The 22228-nt window shown below is 57.9% G+C and carries 19 protein-coding genes; 11 read left to right on the top strand and 8 right to left on the bottom strand.

Going from position 1 to position 22228, the window contains the following annotated elements:
• Positions 1 to 4 precede the first annotated feature (4 nt).
• From GOW40_RS04895 to GOW40_RS04880, 4 genes are all read left to right on the top strand, one after another.
• Positions 5 to 1459 carry an NAD(P)(+) transhydrogenase (Re/Si-specific) subunit beta gene (locus GOW40_RS04895; RefSeq protein WP_171128090.1) on the top strand — a complete coding sequence of 485 codons (1455 nt, stop codon included), beginning with the start codon at positions 5 to 7 and terminating at the stop codon, positions 1457 to 1459.
• A 156-nt stretch (positions 1460 to 1615) separates the two neighbouring features.
• On the top strand, positions 1616 to 1972 hold the full coding sequence (locus GOW40_RS04890) for a VOC family protein (protein WP_171096893.1): 357 nt from the start codon (positions 1616 to 1618) through the stop codon (positions 1970 to 1972).
• A gap of 107 nt (positions 1973 to 2079) precedes the next feature.
• Positions 2080 to 3360, top strand: coding sequence for a DUF3422 family protein (locus tag GOW40_RS04885; protein ID WP_171128092.1), 1281 nt, complete (start codon positions 2080 to 2082; stop codon positions 3358 to 3360).
• A gap of 76 nt (positions 3361 to 3436) precedes the next feature.
• Complete coding sequence (locus GOW40_RS04880) at positions 3437 to 4564, top strand: MFS transporter (RefSeq protein WP_371731815.1); 1128 nt, start codon at positions 3437 to 3439, stop codon at positions 4562 to 4564.
• A 6-nt stretch (positions 4565 to 4570) separates the two neighbouring features.
• Here GOW40_RS04880 and GOW40_RS04875 read toward each other — a convergent pair whose 3' ends face one another.
• The 3 genes from GOW40_RS04875 to GOW40_RS04865 form a co-directional block, all read right to left on the bottom strand.
• The gene (locus GOW40_RS04875; RefSeq protein ID WP_171128097.1) at positions 4571 to 5551 is read right to left on the bottom strand and encodes an ABC transporter permease; all 981 of its coding nucleotides are present in this window, start codon (positions 5549 to 5551) and stop codon (positions 4571 to 4573) included.
• The gene (locus tag GOW40_RS04870; protein ID WP_171096899.1) at positions 5544 to 6551 is read right to left on the bottom strand and encodes an ABC transporter permease; all 1008 of its coding nucleotides are present in this window, start codon (positions 6549 to 6551) and stop codon (positions 5544 to 5546) included. Before GOW40_RS04870 ends, GOW40_RS04875 begins: the two co-directional genes overlap by 8 nt.
• Before the next feature lie 94 nt (positions 6552 to 6645).
• Positions 6646 to 8352 carry a peptide ABC transporter substrate-binding protein gene (locus GOW40_RS04865; protein ID WP_171096901.1) on the bottom strand — a complete coding sequence of 569 codons (1707 nt, stop codon included), beginning with the start codon at positions 8350 to 8352 and terminating at the stop codon, positions 6646 to 6648.
• 284 nt (positions 8353 to 8636) lie between these two features.
• On the opposite strand from GOW40_RS04865, the gene GOW40_RS04860 reads away from it, so the two are divergent.
• Genes GOW40_RS04860 through GOW40_RS04840 form a run of 5 tightly spaced genes read left to right on the top strand, consistent with a single transcriptional unit; the run spans position 8637 to position 15182 of the window.
• Positions 8637 to 10457, top strand: a complete 1821-nt coding sequence (locus tag GOW40_RS04860; protein ID WP_171128099.1) for an ABC transporter ATP-binding protein — start codon at positions 8637 to 8639, stop codon at positions 10455 to 10457.
• A gap of 5 nt (positions 10458 to 10462) precedes the next feature.
• On the top strand, positions 10463 to 11638 hold the full coding sequence (gene argE, locus GOW40_RS04855) for an acetylornithine deacetylase (RefSeq protein WP_171136555.1): 1176 nt from the start codon (positions 10463 to 10465) through the stop codon (positions 11636 to 11638).
• A 12-nt stretch (positions 11639 to 11650) separates the two neighbouring features.
• Positions 11651 to 12817: a M20 aminoacylase family protein gene (locus tag GOW40_RS04850; protein WP_171136554.1), complete on the top strand. Its 1167-nt coding sequence runs from the start codon at positions 11651 to 11653 to the stop codon at positions 12815 to 12817.
• Positions 12818 to 12835: 18 nt separating this feature from the next.
• Complete coding sequence (locus tag GOW40_RS04845) at positions 12836 to 13999, top strand: M20 aminoacylase family protein (RefSeq protein WP_171128105.1); 1164 nt, start codon at positions 12836 to 12838, stop codon at positions 13997 to 13999.
• Between the two features lie 19 nt (positions 14000 to 14018).
• Positions 14019 to 15182: a M20 aminoacylase family protein gene (locus GOW40_RS04840; RefSeq protein WP_171128107.1), complete on the top strand. Its 1164-nt coding sequence runs from the start codon at positions 14019 to 14021 to the stop codon at positions 15180 to 15182.
• Between the two features lie 42 nt (positions 15183 to 15224).
• On the opposite strand, the gene GOW40_RS04835 is transcribed toward GOW40_RS04840, so the two are convergent.
• Together GOW40_RS04835 and moaA are read right to left on the bottom strand one after the other, a co-directional pair.
• Positions 15225 to 16538: a 3-deoxy-D-manno-octulosonic acid transferase gene (locus tag GOW40_RS04835; RefSeq protein ID WP_171128109.1), complete on the bottom strand. Its 1314-nt coding sequence runs from the start codon at positions 16536 to 16538 to the stop codon at positions 15225 to 15227.
• Position 16539: 1 nt separating this feature from the next.
• Positions 16540 to 17547, bottom strand: a complete 1008-nt coding sequence (gene moaA, locus GOW40_RS04830; protein WP_171128110.1) for a GTP 3',8-cyclase MoaA — start codon at positions 17545 to 17547, stop codon at positions 16540 to 16542.
• Positions 17548 to 17957: 410 nt separating this feature from the next.
• Here moaA and GOW40_RS04825 point away from each other — a divergent pair, with 410 nt between their 5' ends.
• Both GOW40_RS04825 and GOW40_RS04820 read left to right on the top strand, forming a co-directional pair.
• Complete coding sequence (locus GOW40_RS04825) at positions 17958 to 18566, top strand: exonuclease (RefSeq protein WP_171230884.1); 609 nt, start codon at positions 17958 to 17960, stop codon at positions 18564 to 18566.
• A 172-nt stretch (positions 18567 to 18738) separates the two neighbouring features.
• Complete coding sequence (locus tag GOW40_RS04820) at positions 18739 to 19164, top strand: hypothetical protein (protein WP_171128115.1); 426 nt, start codon at positions 18739 to 18741, stop codon at positions 19162 to 19164.
• On the opposite strand, the gene GOW40_RS04815 is transcribed toward GOW40_RS04820, so the two are convergent.
• Genes GOW40_RS04815 through glmS form a run of 3 tightly spaced genes read right to left on the bottom strand, consistent with a single transcriptional unit; the run spans position 19158 to position 22227 of the window.
• Positions 19158 to 19841, bottom strand: coding sequence for a DNA alkylation repair protein (locus tag GOW40_RS04815; protein WP_171128117.1), 684 nt, complete (start codon positions 19839 to 19841; stop codon positions 19158 to 19160). The two genes, GOW40_RS04820 and GOW40_RS04815, sit on opposite strands and share 7 nt — an antisense overlap.
• Positions 19838 to 20407, bottom strand: coding sequence for a GNAT family N-acetyltransferase (locus GOW40_RS04810; RefSeq protein WP_171128119.1), 570 nt, complete (start codon positions 20405 to 20407; stop codon positions 19838 to 19840). Before GOW40_RS04810 ends, GOW40_RS04815 begins: the two co-directional genes overlap by 4 nt.
• Entirely contained in the window at positions 20404 to 22227 is a 1824-nt protein-coding gene (gene glmS / locus GOW40_RS04805) for a glutamine--fructose-6-phosphate transaminase (isomerizing) (protein WP_171128121.1), read from the bottom strand. The genes GOW40_RS04810 and glmS overlap by 4 nt, the downstream gene beginning before the upstream one ends.
• Position 22228: the final 1 nt, after the last annotated feature.

Genomic DNA, 22228 nt, shown 5'->3' with positions numbered 1-22228 from the left:
GCACATGGAATTTGGCTTCACCACTGCCGCTTATGTTGTTGCGGCTGTTCTGTTCATCCTTTCCCTCGGCGGTTTGTCGAACCAGGAAAGCGCCAAGCGCGCGGTCTGGTACGGCATCGTCGGTATGGCGCTGGCGGTCTTTGCGACGCTGGTTGGCCCGGGGTCCGGCCTGTGGCTGTTGTCGCTGCTACTGATCATTGGCGGTGGCCTGATCGGTCAATATGTGGCGCAGCGCGTGCAGATGACCGAGATGCCGCAACTGGTGGCCGCGATGCACTCGCTGGTTGGTCTGGCGGCTGTGTTCGTCGGCTTCAACGCGCATTTCGAGATTGGCAATGTCGCGCAGGTCATGGCGATTGCCGACAGTGCCAGTCAGGCGGACCTGTCCGATCTGGGCGCCTTTGCCAAGCTTATTGCTAAAAAGACGTCGGCGGAACTGGCCATCCTGCATGTGGAACTGTTCCTGGGCATCTTCATCGGGGCGATCACCTTTACCGGTTCGGTCGTGGCCTATGGCAAGCTTGCGGGCAAAGTGACCTCGGCAGCGACCAAGCTGCCCGGTGGCCATGCGCTGAACGCGGCGGCTGCTGGCCTCTCGTTCATCTGTCTGATCTGGTACACCAGTTCGGGTGGATTCTTCCCTCTGTTCCTGATGACGCTGGCGGCGCTTTTCATCGGCTATCACCTGATCATGGGCATCGGCGGTGCTGACATGCCGGTCGTTGTGTCGATGCTGAACAGTTATTCGGGCTGGGCCGCAGCTGCGATCGGCTTCTCGCTGGGTAATGACCTGTTGATCGTGGTCGGCGCGCTGGTGGGCTCAAGCGGTGCGATCCTGTCCTACATCATGTGTAAGGCAATGAACCGCCATTTCGTCAGCGTGATCCTAGGCGGCTTTGGCGGCACTTCGGGTCCGCAGATGGAGGTCGAGGGGGAGCAGGTTGCCATCGAGGCGGATGGCGTTGCAGCCGCGCTGAACGACGCGGACAGTGTTATCATCATCCCCGGATACGGGATGGCGGTGGCGCAGGCGCAGCAATCAGTGTCTGAACTGGTCCGCAAGCTGCGCGCCAAAGGCAAGAACGTCCGCTTTGCGATCCACCCGGTTGCGGGACGCTTGCCGGGCCATATGAACGTTCTGCTGGCCGAGGCAAAGGTGCCTTACGACATCGTTCTGGAAATGGACGAGATCAACGAGGACTTCCCCGACACTGATGTGGCCATCGTCATCGGCTCGAATGACATCGTGAACCCTGCGGCGCAGGAAGACCCCAACAGCCCCATCGCCGGGATGCCGGTTTTGGAGTGCTGGAAGGCCAAGCAGGTATTTGTTTCGAAACGTGGTCAGGGTACTGGCTATTCGGGCATCGAAAATCCACTGTTCTTCAAGGAAAACACACGTATGTTCTATGGCGACGCAAAAGCGAGCCTGGACAAGCTGTTGCCCATGATCGACTGAACTTTGGATTGAGCAAATTGCAAAGGGCGCCTGCGGGCGCCCTTTTCTTTTTTGATGTGCAGGAAGCTTTGCCTTCTGACCTTCAAGGTATTTTTGAACAGAAGAAGCAGAGGGCGTGGTATACTGATCAAAAATCGAAGCTGCGGGAGATCTGTCTTGGAGAAAGTGAATGGTATCGGCGGGGTGTTCTTTCGGGCACGTGATCCGCAAGCGCTGAGCGCCTGGTATGAAACACATCTCGGGGTCAATCACTTTGACCCGATGCCCTGGAAACAGAGCGAAGGCTATACGGTGTTTGCACCCTTTGCTGAGGACACCGACTATTTTGGTCGCGCCGAACAGCAATGGATGATCAATTTTCGTGTCGATGATCTGGCGGCTTTGACTGCGCAGCTTGAAGCGGCGGGAATCGTGGTCGAGACCAACCCGGACTGGGACAGTGAGGTTGGAAAATTTGCGCGCATTCATGACCCAGAGGGCAATCCGATCGAGCTCTGGGAGCCAAATCAATGAGATAGTGGGGATGTATACCGTAGTATTCTCGTAACTATATGAAATAAAAAGATAATTGATCAAATCCGCGTCTGGCGTATAGTGCGTGCACCGAAGTGGAGCCCGCAATGACCCCGATAGACGACCACCCTTTGCGCTATGCTGTCGCCAATGAGTTGCACGCGCGGCCATTTCCGGTGGCAAACGCGCCGTGCACGGTGATCTTTCTTGCCATCAAGAACCCAGAAGCCGCGGTTGGGCGAGACAAGGGGAAAGACATCGCCCATCTGACCGATTTGTTGGACCGCCACGGAGCTCCGCATCCGCAGCCGGGCGCGACGCATTTCGCGGGTCAAATTGGCCGCCATTGGTTGAAATGGGAGCAACATACGGAGTTTGTCACATATACCGCGATCGCCCAGAATGTCAGCGAGCGGGCCTTTGATCCGGCGGATTTCGAGGTTTTTCCAGAAGATTGGTTGATGTCCAGCACCGGGCAGCGGATCACGTCGATCCTGATGCGTGTCGTTCCGCGACCCGAGAACGAAGATGCGATCAAAGGTGCTTTGAACGATTGGTTCGAACCGGAAAGCCTGGCGGCCTCGCGGGTTCTGGATGACTCGGCCATTTGTGGCAGTGACTTCCGGATCGATCCATCGAGGCATATGCGCTTTGCCGTGTTTGTTGGCGAAGGAACAGGCGAGCGCCGCATCGGACGCATTATCCAGCGCATGTGCGAGATCGAAACCTATAAAGCGATGTCGATGCTGGGTTTTGCCCGCGTCAAACAATTGTCCCCCCGCATCGGAGAGTTGGATGGCAAGCTGACCGAGTTGATGGTGGAAATGACAGATGATACCGCGCCGCCTGACAAGTTGTTGCCTCAGTTGCTGAGCACCTCGACCGAGCTTGAGACGATAGCGGCCCGGTGTTCCTTCCGGTTCGGCGCGACCGGTGCGTATGAGGCGTTGGTGACCCAGCGGATCGCCGTTCTGCGCGAACAGCGGTTCAATGGCAGACAGACCTTTTCTGATTTCATGATGCGTCGTTATGATCCCGCGATGCGGACGGTGAAATCCACGGAACGGCGACTCAAGGCGCTGTCGGACAGGGCTATTCGCGCCGGTGAATTGCTGCGGACTCGTGTGGATGTGGAACGCAGTGCGCAGAACCAGGCCTTGCTGGAAAGCATGGATCGCCGCGCCGATCTTGCCCTGCGATTGCAGCATACTGTCGAAGGGCTTTCGGTGGTTGCCATCAGCTATTACGCGGTGTCGCTGGTCAGCTATCTTTTGTACCCGCTGACAGAGATGGGTCTTAGCAAAGGAGCGCTGACAGCAGCAGTGACGATTCCCGTTGTATTGGCAGTATGGTTCAGCGTAAGGACGGTGCGTAAAAGGCTGGAGTGATCCTTTTTGGCGCTTTGCCGTTTTGGTGTCTGACGTTGCCTTGCTGGTTTCTGACAAGAGGTTTTCCTTGATCAGCGTGTATTCCGCTTGGCGTGCTGTGACGGCAGCCTTTGTCTTGAACGGAGCTTTGTTGGGCATCTGGGCGTCTCGGATCCCGGCGGTACGCGATGTGCTGGATCTGAGCCATGAAGATCTTGGACTGGGGTTGTTGTTTGTCGCTGTAGGAGCGGTCTGCTCATTTCCGGTCACCGGACGATTGACGGATCGGTTTGGTGCGTTTCGCGTGACGCGTATCATTTCGGTTTTGTATCCGGCCTCGCTTGTTCTGCTCGCGTTGGCGGGGGATTTCGCATCCCTGGCGGCGTTTCTGTTCATTTTTGGTGTTTTTCACGGGTCGATGGATGTGGCGATGAATGCCTGGGCGGCCGAGGTTGAGCAGGTCTATGACAAACCCTTGATGCCCTCGTTTCACGCCATGTGGAGCTTTGGAGCCGGGCTTGGGGCGGCGAGTGGGTTTTTCGCCATCGGCTATGGTGTTTCGGTCTTTGATCACTTTCTCTGGGCGGGTCTTGCGGTTGCGGTTTTGACCCTGGCCATGTCGCATGTCCCTTGGGTGTCGAAACGCTCAGCGTCGTCCGATGCGCCTGCTTTTGCGCTGCCATCGGGCATACTGATCCTGGTTGGTTTGGCTGCTTTGTGCGGCACTTTGGGCGAAGGGGCCATCACGGATTGGAGCGCGATCTATTTGCGCGACGAGCTGGGCGCGGCAGAGAACATCGCGACCTTGGGGTTCACCACCTTCTCGATCACTATGGTTTTGTGCAGGTTGTCGGGCGGCTTTGTCATTGCGCAACTGGGAACTGTGCTGGCGGCACGGCTCAGCGGTGTCTGCGCGGCAATAGGTGTGCTGTGCGTGGTGACCGGTCAGGTTTTGGGGCTTGTCCTGTTTGGATTTGCCATGATGGGTGTGGGCTATGCGCTTCTGGTGCCAATTGCTTTTACGCGCGCAGCGAATGACCCGAAGGTCCCACCGGGACGGGCGATCGCGAGCGTTGCGACATTGGGTTATGGTGGGTTCCTGATCGGTCCGCCTCTGATCGGGTTTCTCGCAGATCTTCTGACGTTGCGGCTGGCCTTTGCGGTGCTGTTGCCGCTGGCGATCTTGTCGATTCTGGTGGCCGGCGCGCTGAAGCGCGCCGCCTGATCTTGTTCAGCGCCCGCGAATGCGGGGATCCAACGCGTCACGCAGACCGTCGCCCAGATAGTTCACGCTGAGCACTGTCAGCGAGATGGCCAGGCCCGGCCAGAATACGCGTTCGGGGTATTGCTGAAGGTAGTCCACACCGTCAAACAGCAACCGCCCCCAGGTTGGGAAATCGGGCGGAAAGCCCAGCCCCAGGAAAGACAGCGCGCTTTCGGTGATAATTGCCGTTGCAATGCCCAGCGTGGCCGACACCATGATCGGAGACAGCACGTTGGGCAGGATATGCCGCGTGATGATCTGGCTGTTGCTGGTGCCAATGGACCGCGCGGCCAGCACGAACTCGCGTTCCTTGATGGCCAGCACATCGCCGCGTACGATCCGGGCCGTGGGCATCCATGAGGTGATGCCAATGGCGCAGACGATCAGGATGAAGATCCCGCGCTCTAGCCCGAAGGCCGCCGACAATGGTTCGCGGAACAACAGCATCATGACCAGCAGCAATGGCAGCAGGGGCAGGGCCAGGAACAGGTCTGTCAGGCGCATCAGCGGACCATCCAGACGTTTGAAGAACCCAGCCAGAACGCCGATCAGAGAACCCAGGAACAGCGCCAGAAGCATCGCGGTAATCCCGACCGAGACCGAGGTCTGACCGCCCGACATCATCCGCGCCAGAATATCCCGGCCCAGCTGATCGGTGCCGAACGGATGCGCCCAGCTTGGGCCCTGATTGCGCGAGCGGATGTCGATCTGTGTTGGATCGATGCTCCACAGGTAGGGGCCCAGATAGACACCAGCGACGATGAAAATGAACAGGATCGCCCCGATCATCGCACCTTTGTGGGTCTTGAACTGGTCCCAGACGTCGCGCCACTGGCTACGGGGTGGGGTGGTCAGTTCTTCGGCAACCCCGGCGCCGGGAACGGCGGTTGAAACCGGGGCCAGGCCTTCGTCAGGGATCAGCGTGTCTGATTTGTCGATATCAGTCATAGCGAATCCTCGGGTCCAGAATGCCGTAAAGCACGTCCGCGATCAGGTTGAACAACACGATCAGTACGGCAAAGATGAAGGTCAGAGTTTGCACCATCGGCAGGTCGTTGGCCTGAATGGCCCCGATCAGAAGCTGGCCGATGCCGTTCACCTTGAACACCTGTTCGGTGATGATGGCACCGCCAAAGATAGCGGGAATACCCAGCGCGATCACCGTGACCACGGGGATCATCGAGTTGCGCAGAACATGCACCATGACCACGGTGTATTCGCTCAGGCCCTTGGCGCGCGCGGTGCGGACGTAATCCTGATTGAGGTTGTCCAGCATCGAGGCGCGCATGAACCGGCTGAGCTGTGCGGTGATCTGAAGGGCCAGAACCATGACGGGCATGATCATTTGCTTCAGTTGCACGACAAAGCTGTCCCAGCTGTTCACTACATGGGTGGTGTCATAGATCGATGGGAACCAGCCCAGTTGGACCGAAAAGATCACGATCACCAGCACGCCCGAGAAGAAGGGCGGAACCGAGAAACCGACCATCGACACGAATGTGCCCATCTGGTCGAACCACGAGTACTGGCGGTACGCGGAATAGATACCGATGGGCAAAGCGATCAGGATGGCGACCACATAGGCGGTGCCAACAACCCACAGGGTCTGCGGGATACGCTGAACGACGATGTCCATAACGGGCGAGCGGGTCTGCCACGAAATCACACGCAGGTCACCTTCGGAAAAGGTGGTGCCAAACATGTGGTCGATCAGAACCTGCGGTTCGATCCAGAAAAACTGCACGATCCATTTCCAGAACCGGATATGCATCGGCTGGCCAAGACCCAGCGCTTCGCGCATTTTTTCTTTGACTTCGGGCGGAACAGTAAGCGGAACCTGCGCCATCGGGTCGCCGGGGGCGAGCTCGAGCAGCAGGAAAATGACGAGACTGATGAAGAGTAGCGTGGGTACCGCCAGCACCAGTCGTCTAACAGTAAAGTTGAGCATTCAAAGGCGCCTTTGTTGATGCGTCTTCTTGTAGGGGTGATGCAAACGACCGCGCCCCGATCAATGTCGGGGCGCGGCTTTGCAAGGTTAAGGCTTAGGAACCGGTTTTGCGGTACCAGTCCGCAATGTTCCACAGCTCGCTGTCCCAAACGTTCAGGACAACACCACCCAGTGTGTTTGCGTGGGCCGACAGACGACCACGGTGTACCAGCGGGATCATGCCGCCATTTTCAACCATGATGTCATTCAGCTTTTTCGCGATTTCAGCGCGCGCTTCCAGACCAGCGGTTTCGGCCAGTTGGCCGTGCAGCTTGTCAAACTCTTCGTTGCAGAAGCGGCTGATGTTTTCACCCTGCCACTGCGTGTCAGGACGCGGAGCCTTGTCGCACAGGCCGTTGCCCAGGTAGGACTGCGGGTCGGTGCCGTTGAAGGTGTTGGCGTACATTTCAACGTCAGCATAGAACTTCTGGAACGTGTCAGGCGAACCCGGGTCACCGCCAAAGAAGACCGATGCGTTGATGTTGCGCAGTTCGGTTTCGATGCCGATCTGGCTCCACCACTCTTTGATCAGCGCCTGGAAGTCCTGACGGACAGCGTTGGTCGACGTCTGATAAACCACTTTCAGCGGAACACCGTCTTTTTCACGAATGCCGTCGCCATCAGTGTCTACGATGCCAGCGTCATCCAGCAGTTTCTTTGCGCCTTCAATGTCCTGCGTGTCGCAGGTCATCGAGGTTGAGTTGAACGCCGCAGGTGCCGGAACCCAGTTACAGGTCACTTTACCAGCCTGGCCGTATCCGATCTCAACCAGCAGCGGACGGTCGATGGCCAAAGACATGGCTTTGTAAACCGCTGGATCCTGCAGGAACGGATGCGGATGCTTGGCGGTCGAACGCTCACCTTCCGGCAGGTCGGGGGACGGGTTGGTCTGGTTCAGCATGATACGCTCGACCAGCGGGCCAAAGCCTGCAACCGGTGTGCCCTTGCCGCCTTCCTGCATCTGCGCGATCACTTCGGGCGCCAGCTGAAGGTTCCAGGCATAGTCGAACTCGCCGGTTTCCATCACGGCACGGCCAGCAGCTGTCGCGTCACCGCCGCCCTTGAATGTCACGGTCGCAAAGGCGGGCTTTGCCGGATCGCGATAGTTGTCATTGGCTTTGAATGTGATCACGTCATTCGGTTTGAATTCGGTGACAACAAACGGGCCGGTGCCAATTGGGTTAAAGTTCTGTTCGGTGCACTCAGGTGCTTTCGCGCCCAGGCAATCGGCGAACTGAGCGGCCTGGATGATCGGGCTTTCGCCACCGACAAACGGACCGTAAGGGAAGGGGGTCGGGGCGTCGAATGTGACCTTAACGGTCAGATCGTCCAGCGCTTCGACATTTGTCACGCCTTCAAATTTGGTCACCTGCGCACAACCACCTTCCGGGTCCATGCAGTAGTTCGCGGTGAAGACAACATCAGCCGAAGTGAACGGTGTGCCATCTGACCATTTGATTCCCGGTGCAATCTTCCAGGTGATAGAGGTGAGATCTTCGCTGACGCCACCGTTTTCAACCGTCGGGATCTCGGAGGCCAGGAACGGCACCATGTTGCCGTCTTGGTCGTAGCGGGCCAGAGGTTCGATCACCAACGAGGCGGATTCAACGTCCTTTGTACCACCGGACAGGAAAGGGTTCAGAATGGACGGAGCTTGCCAATAAATGATGCTGACGTTTCCGTCCGATCCACGCTCGGCAAAGGCCATTGGGGCCATTGCCGTGCTTGCAATCGCACCGAGCAAAAGGGTTTTGATCTTCATAATTAACTCCCTAGAAGGGCACGTTCGTGCCTCGATTATTTCCGCAATGCCTGCGGACTTGGCGTTGCCGCTTAGGGGTAAGCTTTTGTCAAGAAACGAAAATTCAAGCGAAGTGCCGTTTTTTTGACCATCTCCCCAGGCGGTTACGAAGGGTATCGAAACAGAACTTGAGAAAAAAGCAAGTGGTGCCGTTGCGAAATCGTGCAATAGGTTTGACTTTTCTACTGACACCGCCTTAGCGTTTGGCATTCAGAAGAAAAATCAACGCCAAGGGGAGCGTACGCGTGCTGGATCAGCCTATTGCCCAGATCAAAAAACTGCGGGTGGAGTTTCAGACCAAGGATGGTCCAGTTGTCGGGGTCGAGGATGTTTCGTTCGAAGTGAATCCCGGCGAAACCGTTTGTATCGTTGGCGAATCCGGGTCGGGAAAATCGGTCTCGTCTTTGTCTTTGATGCGCCTGGTCGAGTTTGGCGGAGGCGAAATTGCAGGCGGTCAATTGCTGTTTGATCGCCGCGAAGGCGATGAGATGGATCTGTCGAAGGCCGATCAGGATCTGATGAAACAGATTCGCGGCAATGAGATCGGAATGATCTTTCAAGAGCCGATGACGGCTCTGAATCCTGTGTTCACGGTGGGCCGCCAACTGACCGAAGGTCTGCGCATTCACAAAGACATGTCCAAATCGCAGGCCGAAGCGCGCGCGCTGGAACTGTTGCGGCAAGTGCGGATCCCCGAGCCTGAACGGCGGTTGAAACAGTATCCGCACGAACTGTCCGGCGGGATGCGGCAGCGCGTGGTCATCGCCATGGCCATGGCCTGCGAACCGCGTCTGCTGATTGCCGATGAACCGACCACCGCTTTGGACGTGACAATTCAGGCGGAAATTCTGGCGCTGATGGACCGTCTCAAACGCGAAACCGGCACGGCGGTGATGTTCATCACCCATGATATGGCCGTGGTTGCCCAGATGGCCGACCGCGTGGTTGTCATGTTCCGGGGCAACAAGGTCGAAGAAGGTACGGTCACCGAAATCTTTGAGAACCCGCAGCATGATTATACCAAAGCGCTGCTGGCAGCCGTGCCGAAGCTTGGTGAGATGCAGGGCAAATCCGCGCCCGAACCGATGAAGCTGCTGGGTGTTGAAGGCCAGAATATCGCTCCTATTCCGGGCACCGAAGAGGTGTTGCTGTCGGTCAAGAATCTGACCACACGTTTTCCGGTCAAGGGCGGGTTGCTGCGCCGGACAATCTCGAATGTGCATGCGGTCGAAGATGTGTCTTTCACGTTGAACAAGGGGCAGACCCTCAGCCTTGTGGGCGAATCGGGCTGCGGAAAATCTTCGGCCGGGCGGTCGATCCTGCGACTGGTCGAGCCCTTGCGGGGTGAGATCAATCTGGACGGCGTTGACATCATGAAGCTGGATCAGAGCGGTCTGCGCAAAGCGCGGCTGGACATGCAGATGATTTTTCAGGACCCTTTCGCCTCGCTCAATCCGCAGATGCAACTGGTGGATCAAGTGGCCGAACCGATGCGCAATTACGGCGTTGCTTCTGGATCGGAATTGCAAGACCGCGTGGCGCAGCTGTTTGACAAGGTGCAACTGCCGCGCAGCTTCATGCGCCGTTTCCCGCATGAGATGTCGGGTGGACAGCGGCAACGGATCGCGATCGCACGTGCGCTGGCCCTGAACCCCAAGCTTATCATCGCGGATGAGGCGGTCTCGGCTTTGGATGTATCCGTGCAGGCGCAAGTGTTGAACCTGATGATGGAACTGCAATCCGAACTTGGATTGTCATATCTGTTCATCAGCCATGACATGGCTGTTGTGGAACGAGTCAGCCACTATGTAGGCGTGATGTATCTGGGCCGGATTGTCGAGCTGGGCCCGCGCGCGCGGGTCTTTGAAAACCCGCAACACCCCTACACGCAGGCGCTGATGAAGGCGGTTCCGATTGCAGATCCGAACAAGCGCAAGTCGGAAAAAGATTTGAATTTCAAGCCGATCCCATCGCCAATTCATCCGATTGACTACCAGCCGGAACCGTCAGAGTACAAAGAAGTTGAACCGGGGCATTTCATTCTGACGACCGACAGCGGGTACTGATCTGCATGGCACAGCGTCTGACGCCGCTTGAGATCATGACCAAGTTGATCTCATTCCCCACCGTTAGTCGAGACACCAACTTGCCGCTGGTGGACTGGGTCGAAGGCTATCTGGAAGACCATGGGATCGTATCGCACCGCTGGCCCGACCCGGAACAGCCGCACAAGGCTGCTCTGTTCGCGCATGTAGGACCCGACGAAGAAGGCGCTGTCGTCCTGTCCGGGCATACAGACGTCGTACCGGTGGATGGGCAGCCTTGGGATACAGACCCATTCATTGTCACCGAAAGAGACGGCAAGTATTTCGGTCGCGGCACCTGCGATATGAAAGGCTTTGACGCGCTTGCGATCTGGGCGCTGGTCGAGGCGCAATACGCGGATATCAAACGTCCGGTGCAATTGGCCCTGAGCTTCGATGAAGAGGTCGGCTGTACCGGAGCGCCACCGATGATCAAGGCGATGCAAAAGGTTCTGCCCAAAGGCTCGGCCGTCATTGTTGGCGAACCGTCGATGATGCAGGCGGTGACCGGCCACAAGGGGGGCTTTGGTTTTAGCACGCATGTCGTCGGGTTCGAGGTTCACAGCTCGATCATGCATACCGGTGTGAATGCCATCATGTCCGCCGCACCCCTGATTGATTGGGCCAATGCGCGCAATTCCGAAAACATGGCTGCGCTGCCGAGCGATCTGGCCTCGGTCTTTGATCCGCCCTGGACCACCTGTCATGTCGGCATGATCAACGGGGGGACGGCCCACAACATCACGGCCAAGGATTGCCGGTTCATGATGGATTTTCGTGTTGTTCCGGGTGAGCAGATCAGCAGATGGCGCGATGCCTACCTGGATCAGGTCCGCGCGGTCGAGGCCAAGATGCAAGCCGTGCACCCTGAGGCTCGCATAGATGTTACCGAAACTTTCGGGGTTCCGGCGTTGACCCCAGAGACGGATGGTGAGGCCGAAACGCTTGTGCGTGCGTTAACTGGGGATAACGCGTCACATGTGGTAAGCTATGGTACCGAGGCCGGTCAGTTCCAAGAGGCCGGCTATTCCGCTGTGATCTGCGGACCGGGGGATATTGCTCAGGCTCACCAGCCAAACGAATTTATTGAAGTAAAACAATTTGATCAGGGCCACCAGTTCATGGAACGACTGGTTCAGCGTTTGTCGCAAGACGCCCGGTAAAGGAGTTTTCTAATGCCTGTCAAAAACCGGTTGGCGGAAATGCAGGACGAAATATCCAAATGGCGCCGCCACCTGCACGCCCATCCCGAACTGATGTATGACGTGCATGAAACCGCGGCCTTTGTCGTCGAGCGGCTCAACGAGTTCGGCGTGGATGAGATTACGCCGGGTATCGGTAAAACTGGCGTTGTTGCCGTGATCAAGGGGCGCACAGATACCAAAGGTCGGGTGATCGGATTGCGGGCCGATATGGATGCGCTTCCCATCGAAGAGGCAACCGGGCTTGATTATGCCTCGACCGTTCCGGGCAAGATGCACGCTTGCGGGCATGATGGTCATACCTCGATGCTCTTGGGAGCCGCGCAATATCTGGCTGAGACACGGAATTTCGATGGCTCGGTCGTGTTGATCTTTCAACCCGCCGAGGAAGGTGGGGCCGGGGGGCTTGCCATGTGCCAGGACGGGATGATGGACCGCTGGGGCATTCAGGAGGTTTATGGCATGCACAATATGCCGGGCCTGCCGGTGGGCGAGTTTGCGATCAGACCGGGGGCCTTATTGGCGTCGTCTGACGAGTTCGAGATCGTTGTCACCGGCCGTGGCGGCCATGCCGCTGCGCCACATGATGCGGTTGATACAACGCTTGTTGCCTCGCATATCGTGGTGGCTCTGCAATCGGTCGTTGCGCGCACTGTGGATCCGATCAAGCGTGTGGTTCTGACCGTTGGAACCTTTGAGACGGACAGCGTGGCCTCGAACGTCATTGCTCACACGGTACGCTTGCGGGGTACGGTGCGCACGCTGGACTCTGAGTATCGTCAGATCGCAGAGCAGCGCGTGCGGCGCATCGCGGAAGACACAGCCTCAGCCTTTGGGGCATCGGCCTCGATGACATGGACACCAGGCTATCCGGTCACGGTGAATTCCGAAGCAGAGACAGCCTATGCCGCCGAAGCAGCGGCAGCGGTGGCGGGTAAGGTCAATGATGGCACGGATCCAATCATGCCCTCGGAAGATTTTGCCTACATGCTTGAAGAACGGCCCGGAGCCTACATCTTTATCGGAAACGGGGACACGGCCATGTGCCATCACCCGGAATATAATTTCGACGATAACGCCATTCCTGCCGGGTGCAGCTGGTTTGCTGAACTGGTCGAACGGCGATTACCGATCGCGTAACAGATAGCGGAGGACCATATGCCAATCAGAAACCGGCTTGCCGAATTGCACAGGGAAATCACCGATTGGCGTCGGGACATTCACGAAAATCCCGAAATCCTCTATGAAACGCACCGCACCAGCGCATTGGTCGCAGAAAAGCTGAAAGCTTTTGGGTGCGATGAAGTGGTCACAGGCATCGGGCGCACCGGTGTAGTGGGTGTGATCAAGGGCAAAAGCGACACCAAAGGGCGGGTCATCGGGCTGAGGGCTGATATGGACGCGCTGCCGATGCAGGAACAGACCGGTTTGGATTATGCCTCGAAAACCGATGGTGCCATGCACGCTTGTGGCCATGATGGTCATACCGCGATGGTTCTTGGGGCCGCGAAATACCTGACCGAGACGCGCAATTTCGATGGCACCGCTGTGGTGATCTTTCAGCCCGCCGAAGAAGGTGGGAACGGAGCCGAGGCTATGTGCAAGGACGGTTTGATGGACCGGTTCGGCATCCAAGAGGTCTATGCCATGCACAACGTGCCCGGTTTGCCCACGGGCCAGTTCGCCATTCGCTCGGGGCCGTTGCTGGCGGCAGCCGACGAGTTCGAAATTCAGATCGAAGGGCATGGTGGTCACGCGGCGAAACCGCAAGAGACGGTAGATACCACAGTGATGCTGTCGCAAATGATCGTCGCGTTGCAGACAGTGGTTTCACGCAATGCGGATCCGATCGCACAAGGCGTGCTTTCTGTCACCTCGGTCGAGACATCCTCCAAAGCGTTCAACGTAATCCCGCAATCTGCGCGTGTGGGCGGTACGGTGCGGACCCATTCCAATCAGATGCGCGGGATGATCGAAAAACGGCTGACCGAGATTGCCGAGGGTGTCTCTGCAACAATGGGTGGCACCGTCAAAGTTACCTATAACCGGGGTGTTCCGGTCACGATCAACGCCGAGGAACAGACGGGCTATGCCGAAGAGGCTGCCATTGCCGTCGGCGGCAGCTGTGCCGAAGCGCCGATGGTGATGGGGGGTGAGGATTTCTCGTTCATGCTGGAAGAACGCCCCGGAGCTTTCATCGTGTTGGGCAATGGCGACAGCGCCGGGTTGCACCACCCCGAGTACAATTTCAACGACGAGATCATCCCGATCGGATGCTCGTGGTTTGCCGAAATGGTCGAGCGCCGGATGCCGGCGGCTTGAGTTAGGAGAGAGAGAAGACATGCCAGTTAAAAACCGATTTGCCGAATTGCAGGATGAAATCACAGCGTGGCGACGGGATATTCATGAAAACCCTGAAATTTTGTTCGAAACTCACCGCACCAGCGCCTTGGTGGCCGAAAAGCTGAAAGAGTTCGGCTGTGATGAGGTCGTCACCGGCATTGGCCGCACCGGTGTTGTGGGGGTGATCAAGGGCAAATCCGACAGCAAGGGCAAGGTGATCGGCTTGCGCGCCGACATGGATGCGCTGCCGATCCATGAGGCGACCGGGCTGGATTATGCGTCCAAAACCGATGGGGCGATGCATGCCTGTGGCCACGACGGTCACACCGCGATGTTGCTGGGTGCGGCGAAGTACTTATCAGAGACACGCAATTTCGACGGGACGGTTGTGGTGATTTTCCAGCCCGCCGAAGAGGGCGGCGGCGGCGGTCGCGAGATGTGCGAAGACGGCATGATGGAGCGCTGGAACATCCAGGAAGTTTATGGAATGCACAACTGGCCGGGTAAACCGGTTGGCAGCTTCTCGATCCGTCCGGGATCGTTTTTTGCCGCGACCGATCAGTTCGACATCACGTTCGAAGGGCGCGGTGGCCATGCGGCCAAACCGCAAGAGACCGTGGACACAACTGTCATGACAGCTCAGGCGGTGCTGGCACTGCAGACGATTGCGTCGCGCAATGCGGACCCGATTGATCAGGTCGTGGTGTCTGTGACGTCATTCGAGACCTCGTCAAAAGCGTTCAACGTGATCCCGCAAACCGTCCAGATCAAGGGTACGGTGCGGACCATGAGCAAAGAGATGCGCGATCTGGCCGAAAAGCGGATCAATGAGATCTGTACTGGCGTCGCGGCGACTTTTGGTGGCACCGCTGATGTGACCTATATCCGCGGCTATCCGGTGATGGTGAACAGCGACGAGCAGACCGAATTTGCAGCGGATGTCGCACGTTCGGTCTCTGGCGCATGTGAAGATGCCCCGTTGGTCATGGGGGGCGAGGATTTTGCCTTTATGCTGGAAGAACGTCCGGGCGCCTATATTCTGGTCGGCAACGGCGACACAGCAGCCGTGCATCACCCGGAATACAACTTCAACGATGAAGCCATACCAGCCGGGTGCAGCTGGTGGGCCGAGATTGTCGAGCAGCGCATGCCTGCGGCGTGACGGCACGGGCGGGGGCTCTGCCCCCGCACCCCCGGGTTTTTTTCAGCCAGATGAAGATGGATCCTGTGGGTTCAGGTCCAGATGGGTGCATAGGGTTTCGATAACGTTGTCGAGGGCGTTGGCCTGGATGCTAACGCAGGATTGCGCGGCATTCTGGGCCTGTTGGAGAGCAGCCGGGTCCGACAGCCAGTTTGACACGGCGGCTGCCAGTTCGGTGGATGATGTGACTTCCACAGCGCCGCCGGTTTCGATCAGTGGCGCAAAGGTTTCCGCGAAATTGAACGTGCCCGGGCCGGTGATGACAGCGGCCCCGGATTGGGCTGGTTCAAACGGATTGTGGCCGCCGATCTCTTTAAGTGAGCCGCCCAGGAACACGATCGGCGACAGCGCGTACCAGGTGCCCAATTCGCCCAGAGTGTCCGCCACATAGACCTGTGTTTGATCCGAGATGGGTTGGGCCGCGCTGCGCAGGGCGCTGGTCAGGCCGGCCTGTGAGATCAAGGCTTGAACTTCGTCGCGACGTTCAGGGTGACGGGGGATCAGCAGAAGCAGCAGCTCCGGGTCTTGCTTGATCAGTTGAGCATGCGCGGCCAGCACCGTTTCTTCTTCGCCTGCATGGGTAGAGCTTGCAATCCAAAGCCTGCGGGATGTGATCTGGTCATGGATCTCCGCCTTGGCGGCTTGGTCCACAGGAAGAGGGTTGGACATGGCCTTGAGATTTGTGCCGGGGTGTACATTTTTAGGTTTTGCGCCCATGTCGATCAGGTTTTGAGCCGTACTGTCGTTCTGGGTAAGAAACAGGCGGAACTGGGACAGTATGAACCCGGCCGTGGCAGGCCGCTTTTTCCAGCCTGCGACAGATTTTTGTGATAGCCGCGCATTCAGCAGTGCCAGGGGAATACCCCGTTTCCCGCTTTCTACGATCAACCGGGGCCAAAGCTCGCTTTCAACAAAGATCGCCGCATCCGGGCGCCAATGGGTCAGGAACCGGCTCACCGGTCCGGCGCTGTCGATCGGAGGGTATTGGTGGCGGCTGCGCAGGGGCAGGCGTTTGGCGATCAGCGCGGCTGAAGTGGGCGTGCCCGAGGTGATCAGAAACTCGGCATCCGGCAGGTGCTGACCCAAGCGATTGATCAGGCTGAGCACCGAGAGGCTTTCGCCCACACTGGCGGCGTGAAACCAGATTACCCGGCCTTTGGGGCGCGGCAGGCTGGCATGGCCCAGCCGTTCATGCTGACGTTGCGTTGGCACATCCGCAGCGGTCAGCTTTTTGCGCACCACGTGCCAGACCAGCGGTGCTGCAACCATGGTGAGGCCGCAATACAGCCGGTAGAGAAACGTCGGTGTGCCGGGCATATCAGCCGCCAGTATGGCTCATGTGACGGCTCATCTGGCCGTCGACCGCCTGCCGGGAATAGTCGAAATCATGACCCTTGGGCTTGAGATTGATGGCGGCGCGAATTGCCTCTTCCAACGCATCTTCGCTATCGGGATGATCGCGCAACGGCGCACGCAGATCGACCATGTCTTCCTGGCCCAAACACATATAGAGCTCACCCGTGCAGGTCAGACGCACGCGATTGCAGCTTTCGCAAAAATTATGCGAGAGCGGCGTGATGAAGCCGATCTTCTGGCCTGTTTCCTCAAGCCGGACGTAACGCGCCGGGCCTCCGGTCCGTTCGGCCAGATCCGTCACCGTATAGTGGTTTTCGTATTCCTTGCGCACGTCTTTGAGCGACCAATATTGGTCCAGCCGGTCTTCGTTGCCGATATCGCCCATGGGCATGACCTCGATCCAGGTCAGGTCCATGTCGCGCTCGGCGCACCATTCGGTGATTTGCGGCAGTTCCGGCTCGTTAAACCCTTTCAGCGCCACCGCATTGATCTTGACGCGCAGCCCCGCCTTTTGTGCCGCATCAATCCCGTTCAGCACCTGTTTCAGGCGGCCCCAGCGGGTGACGCGGGCAAATTTGTCGTCGTCCAGCGTATCGAGTGAGATGTTCACGCGACGCACACCAGCGGCGTAGAGCTGATCGGCAAAGCGATGCAGTTGCGAGCCGTTAGTGGTCAGCGTCAGTTCTTTCAACGCGCCGCTGTCCAGATGCCGGGTCATCCCATTGAAAAACGCCATGATATTGCGGCGCACCAAAGGTTCCCCCCCAGTGATGCGCAGCTTTTCGACGCCCATCTTCACAAAGGTCGAGCACATGCGGTCCAGCTCTTCCAGCGTCAGCAGGTCCTTTTTGGGCAGGAACGTCATGTTCTCGGACATGCAATAAACGCAACGAAAATCGCATCGGTCCGTGACAGACACACGGAGATAAGTGATCGCGCGGGCAAACGGGTCGATAAGCGGAGCAGTCATGCCCCAAAGGTAAAGCGGCAAAGGGGGAGCGGCAAGGGGGATGTGGTGTCTCGGTTGATCGGCGCTTTTGCAGGATCGAGAGGTTTGCCCGTCAAAACCTGCTGCGCTAGGCAAATGTGATGAACACAGCCGTCACTCGGCAAGCAGTTTCAAAACCGCTTTGACGTCTTCTCGACCCAACTCAAGCGTTTCCAAGACTTCTTTGACCTTTGCCCAGTCTTTGCGAGAAATGGCTTCGTCAAATGCAGGCATGAGCCCGCTCGCGAAAAGGCGCTCATTGATGGTTAATCCGGCGTATTTACAAGTCATTTCCCGGTTTCGCCTTTCACAACGCCAAAAAACATTTGCTGGCCAAATCGAATGAGGGCTATGCACTCGTATCACGACAGAGGCAGTTGCGGAGAAAGAAATTGGGGAAAGCTCTTATTTTTGACTGCGAATTTCTGACCGCACCGGGCTCACCTTCTCGCTTTTGGTGTGGCCCTTACGATCCCGACCCTGTTGTTGCTCAGATCGGTGTCACCAAACTTGGATTGACGGATCCCTTTCCGATCTTGGATTCAATGCGCATCTATGTGGTTCCCAAAGATCGAAACGGAAACCGAATTCCACTTGATCCTTTCTTTACCAAACTCACCGGCATTACCGAAGATAACCTCGATGCAGACGGTGTTTCCCTGTTGGCGGCCCTCAAGAGCGTCGAGGAATTTGCTGAAGGGGCGAAGCTTTGGTCGTGGGGCAAAGACGAGTTCAATATGGTAGCAATAAGTTGCTATGTAGAAGGGGTGGCCCCTCCGCTTCCTGCATCTCAATTTGGAAATGCCTGCGATCTTCTGCTCAAGGCCGGGATGCCATACGAGGACTTGAAGACAACCCGCAGCAACACACTTAAAGATTACTACCAAATCGATCACCCGGATCTGCGTGGCCATGCTGCGTTGGATGATGCCTTGTCGGTTGCTTATGTCTTGCAGCACCTGCTCGGCCAAGAAGCGCTGGTTGCGCAAGATTTTTCGTAAGGTTGGAACGCGGCAGTCGCTGCAGTACCCACTCAATTCGGTGTTCCGAAGATTGAGGTCAGAGCTCTACTTTTCCCTCTCGAAGCGTCGTTAGTTTCCCTGGCTAGAATTGCCTATCGGCAACCGCATCATTCCACTGGCAGCTCGGCGCGCAGGCGACTAAGGTTCGCTTATGAAATACATCCTGCTGATTTTCTGCTGCCTGCTCATGGGCTGTGACGCCATTCGGTCGACCTCGGATCGTTTGTTCAATCGGGAAAACCCTGCGCCTGAGGTCGTTTCAACCGCAGAAGAGACGGTGGTTTCGGTCACGCCCGAGGAGGATCTGCCGACGCAGGCGACCGTGAAGACGGGCTGGACAGGGGCCAGGACCGTGGTTGCGGGGTTGGGGGATCCCACAACGCCAGGTCGGTGGCTCCAAACACCATTGGTGGATGTTGAGGTCAACGGGCGCGTGGTGGTGCCCAGCACCGGGGCGCAGGCTTTTGTCACGCTGATCCCGGCCGAAACAGGTGGCAGCCGGTTGTCACTAGACGCGATGCGGGCTTTGGTTTTGCCGTTTGATGCACTGGTTGAACTGGACGTTTACACTTACTGAGCACGCAGGTATTTGCCAGCTTCTCGGCGGGCAAAGGGTTTCATATCTGCGCCGTGTGCGTCCAGGAAAGCGGTCACGCGATCCGGGTCGTGTTTCGACAACTCGCGCAGCCACCAGGCGATAGATTTCTGGATGAACCAGTCTCGGTCAGGCACATAACTTGCGGCCCAACCCAGAATGCGGTCGCGGTGGTCTAGATCTTCGGGCTTGGGGTGGTTCTGCTTGGTCCAGGGCAGGGTGGCGACCAAGGCTGCGCGGCGGGTCCACATATGGTCTGCCCGTGTCCAGCCTTCGACCTGATCCAGCCGGTCGGGCTGTGCCGTCAGGCGTTTCTGCATCGCCATGCAGGCGTGATCGGCGATGGCCCAGGCGTCGAAATCAGGCAGCCAGCTTTGCAGCAGATCCCATACCGCGTCATCCGGGCGGATGCGGGCCTGTGTCAGCAGTTTTGCAGCAGCGACGCGCACCTCGTGAATATTACTGGCCCAAAGCGCATCCGCCAAAGCAACCCGCGCAGGCACGTCCAGCGTTTGGCGCCATGTTTTGGTCAGGTCGTTCAGAACCGGGTTGGCAACGCCCAGATAGGGGCGTTCGACCTTGTGATAAGCGGCCATCTGCACAGCCTTGTCCGGGTCGCTCTGCGCCTTGAGCGCGTTTAGGGCGTCGTCCAGCGTCATCGGCCCAGTTTGTGTAGCAAATGCGCCCGCACGGTGGGCCATTCGGGGGCAATGATCGAATAGACGGCGGTGTCGCGCAGCGTGTCGTTGGGCATCACCATATGGGCGCGCAGGATTCCATCCAGCTGGGCCCCTAAACGTTCAATAGCGCGGCGCGACTGGGTGTTCATCCGATGGGTGCGGAATTCGACGGCATTGCAGCCCAGCTCTTCGAAGGCATGGCGCAGCAACAGAAACTTGGCCTCCGAGTTCAACAAAGTACGCTGCACCGCCTTGCTGATCCAGGTCGAGCCGATTTCGACCCGGCGATTGACCTCATCGGTGTTCATATAGGTCGTCATGCCAACTGGCGTGCGGTCTGGCGTCATCACCGTGAAAGGCTGCATGTCATGCAGCCCAATACGCCGGGTGATTTCGGCCTCCATGCCCTCGGGCGTGGGGATGGAGGTGTACCAGAGCTGCCCCAGATCCGCAGCGGCAGCTTTCAAAGTGTCCGCATGGGACAGGTCCAGCGGTTCAAGCCGAACGTGATCGCCGGACAGGGTGATGGGGGCGGGCCAGGTCATTCGACGGTTACGGATTTTGCCAGATTGCGCGGCTGATCCACATCCGTACCTTTGGCAACCGCTGTGTGATAGGCCAGCAATTGCGCCGGGATCGAGTACAGGATTGGCGCAAGGCTGGTGTGGATATTGGGCATGCGGATTGTCGTCCAGACGCCGTCACCAGCCTCGGCAATGCCATCATCGTCCGAGACCAGAATGACTTTGCCTTTCCGTGCCATCACTTCTTGCATGTTCGATACGGTCTTGTCGAACACCGCATCGCGCGGGGCCATAACCACCACCGGCATATGCTTGTCGATCAGCGCAATGGGCCCGTGTTTCAGCTCACCCGATGCATACCCTTCGGCGTGTATATAGCTGATTTCTTTCAGTTTCAGCGCGCCCTCCATCGCCAGCGGATACATCAGCCCACGGCCCAGAAACAGCACGTCCCGTGCCTCGGACAGGCGTTGGGCCGATTTACGGATCGCGGTGTCCTGATCCAGCGCGATATTCATGACTGACGGCAAGCCACGCAGCGCTGCTGCGTGATCTGCGATTTCATCAGCGCCGAGCGTGCCGCGATCTGCGGCGGCCTTCAGCGCCAACATCAGCAAAACGCTCAGCTGACAGGTGAAGGCTTTGGTCGAGGCAACGCCAATCTCAACACCTGCATGGATCGGCAGCGCAACATCGCTCTCGCGTGCGATCGAGCTTTCGGCCACGTTGACCACAGACACGATCTTGTCCGCCTTGCCTTCGCAATACCGCAAGGCGGCCAGCGTATCCGCAGTTTCACCCGATTGACTGACAAACAGGGCAAGCGTGCGGTCCGAGATCGGCGGTTCGCGATAGCGGAACTCGCTGGCGATATCGACCTCGACGGGCATCTGCGCCAGCTGTTCGAACCAGTATTTGGCGGTCAGACAGGCATAGAACGCGGTGCCGCAAGCGACCATGGTCAGGCGGTCAAGCTTGGAGAAATCCAGATCCGTATCAGGCAGCACGACCTGATCGCCCCCGGTGGGAAGATAGGACCCGATGGCCTGCGCCACGACGACGGGCTGCTCGGCGATTTCCTTGGCCATATAGTGTTTGTGCTCACCCTTATCGGCGCGGGTGTGATCCAGCTTGATCTTGCGCTTTTCACGATTGGCCAGTTCACCGGACTCATTGCGGATTTCAAGCGAATTGCGGGTCAGGACCGCGCGGTCGCCTTCTTCCAGATAGGTGATTTCATCCGTCAATGGTGCCAGAGCAATCGCGTCCGAGCCCACATACATTTCACCATCGCCATGGCCGATGGCCAGGGGCGAGCCCTTGCGCGCGGCAACGATTAGATCATCCTCGCCGTCAAACAGGAAGGCTAGTGCAAAAGCACCCTCTAACCGGTCAATCGTCTTGAACGCGGCCTCGACCGGGGACAGGCCGGATTGCAGGTAGTACTGGGTCATCAAGGCGACGGTCTCGGTATCCGTCTCGGTCTGGAACGAAATACCATTTTCGGCCAGTTCAGCCCGCAAATCGCGATAGTTTTCGACAATCCCGTTATGCACAACTGCCACCGGGCCCGCCTTGTGCGGGTGCGCATTGGTGACGGACGGCGCACCATGCGTGGCCCACCGGGTATGGCCTATGCCGGATTTGCCCGGAAGAGGATCATGTACCAGCAGGTCGCTGAGATTGACCAGCTTGCCCACCGCACGCCGCCGGCCCAATGCGCCGTCATTAACTGTTGCGATCCCGGCGCTGTCATAGCCGCGATATTCCAAACGCTTTAACGCTTCGACCAGAATAGGGGCGGCCTCATGCTGACCCAGAACACCTACAATACCACACATA

It is taken from the genome of Ruegeria sp. HKCCA6707, from assembly GCF_013033515.1.
Classification (GTDB): Bacteria; Pseudomonadota; Alphaproteobacteria; order Rhodobacterales; family Rhodobacteraceae; genus Ruegeria.
The sequence above is the reverse complement of the archived record's forward strand: the minus strand, read 5'-3'. Positions and strand labels throughout refer to the sequence as shown.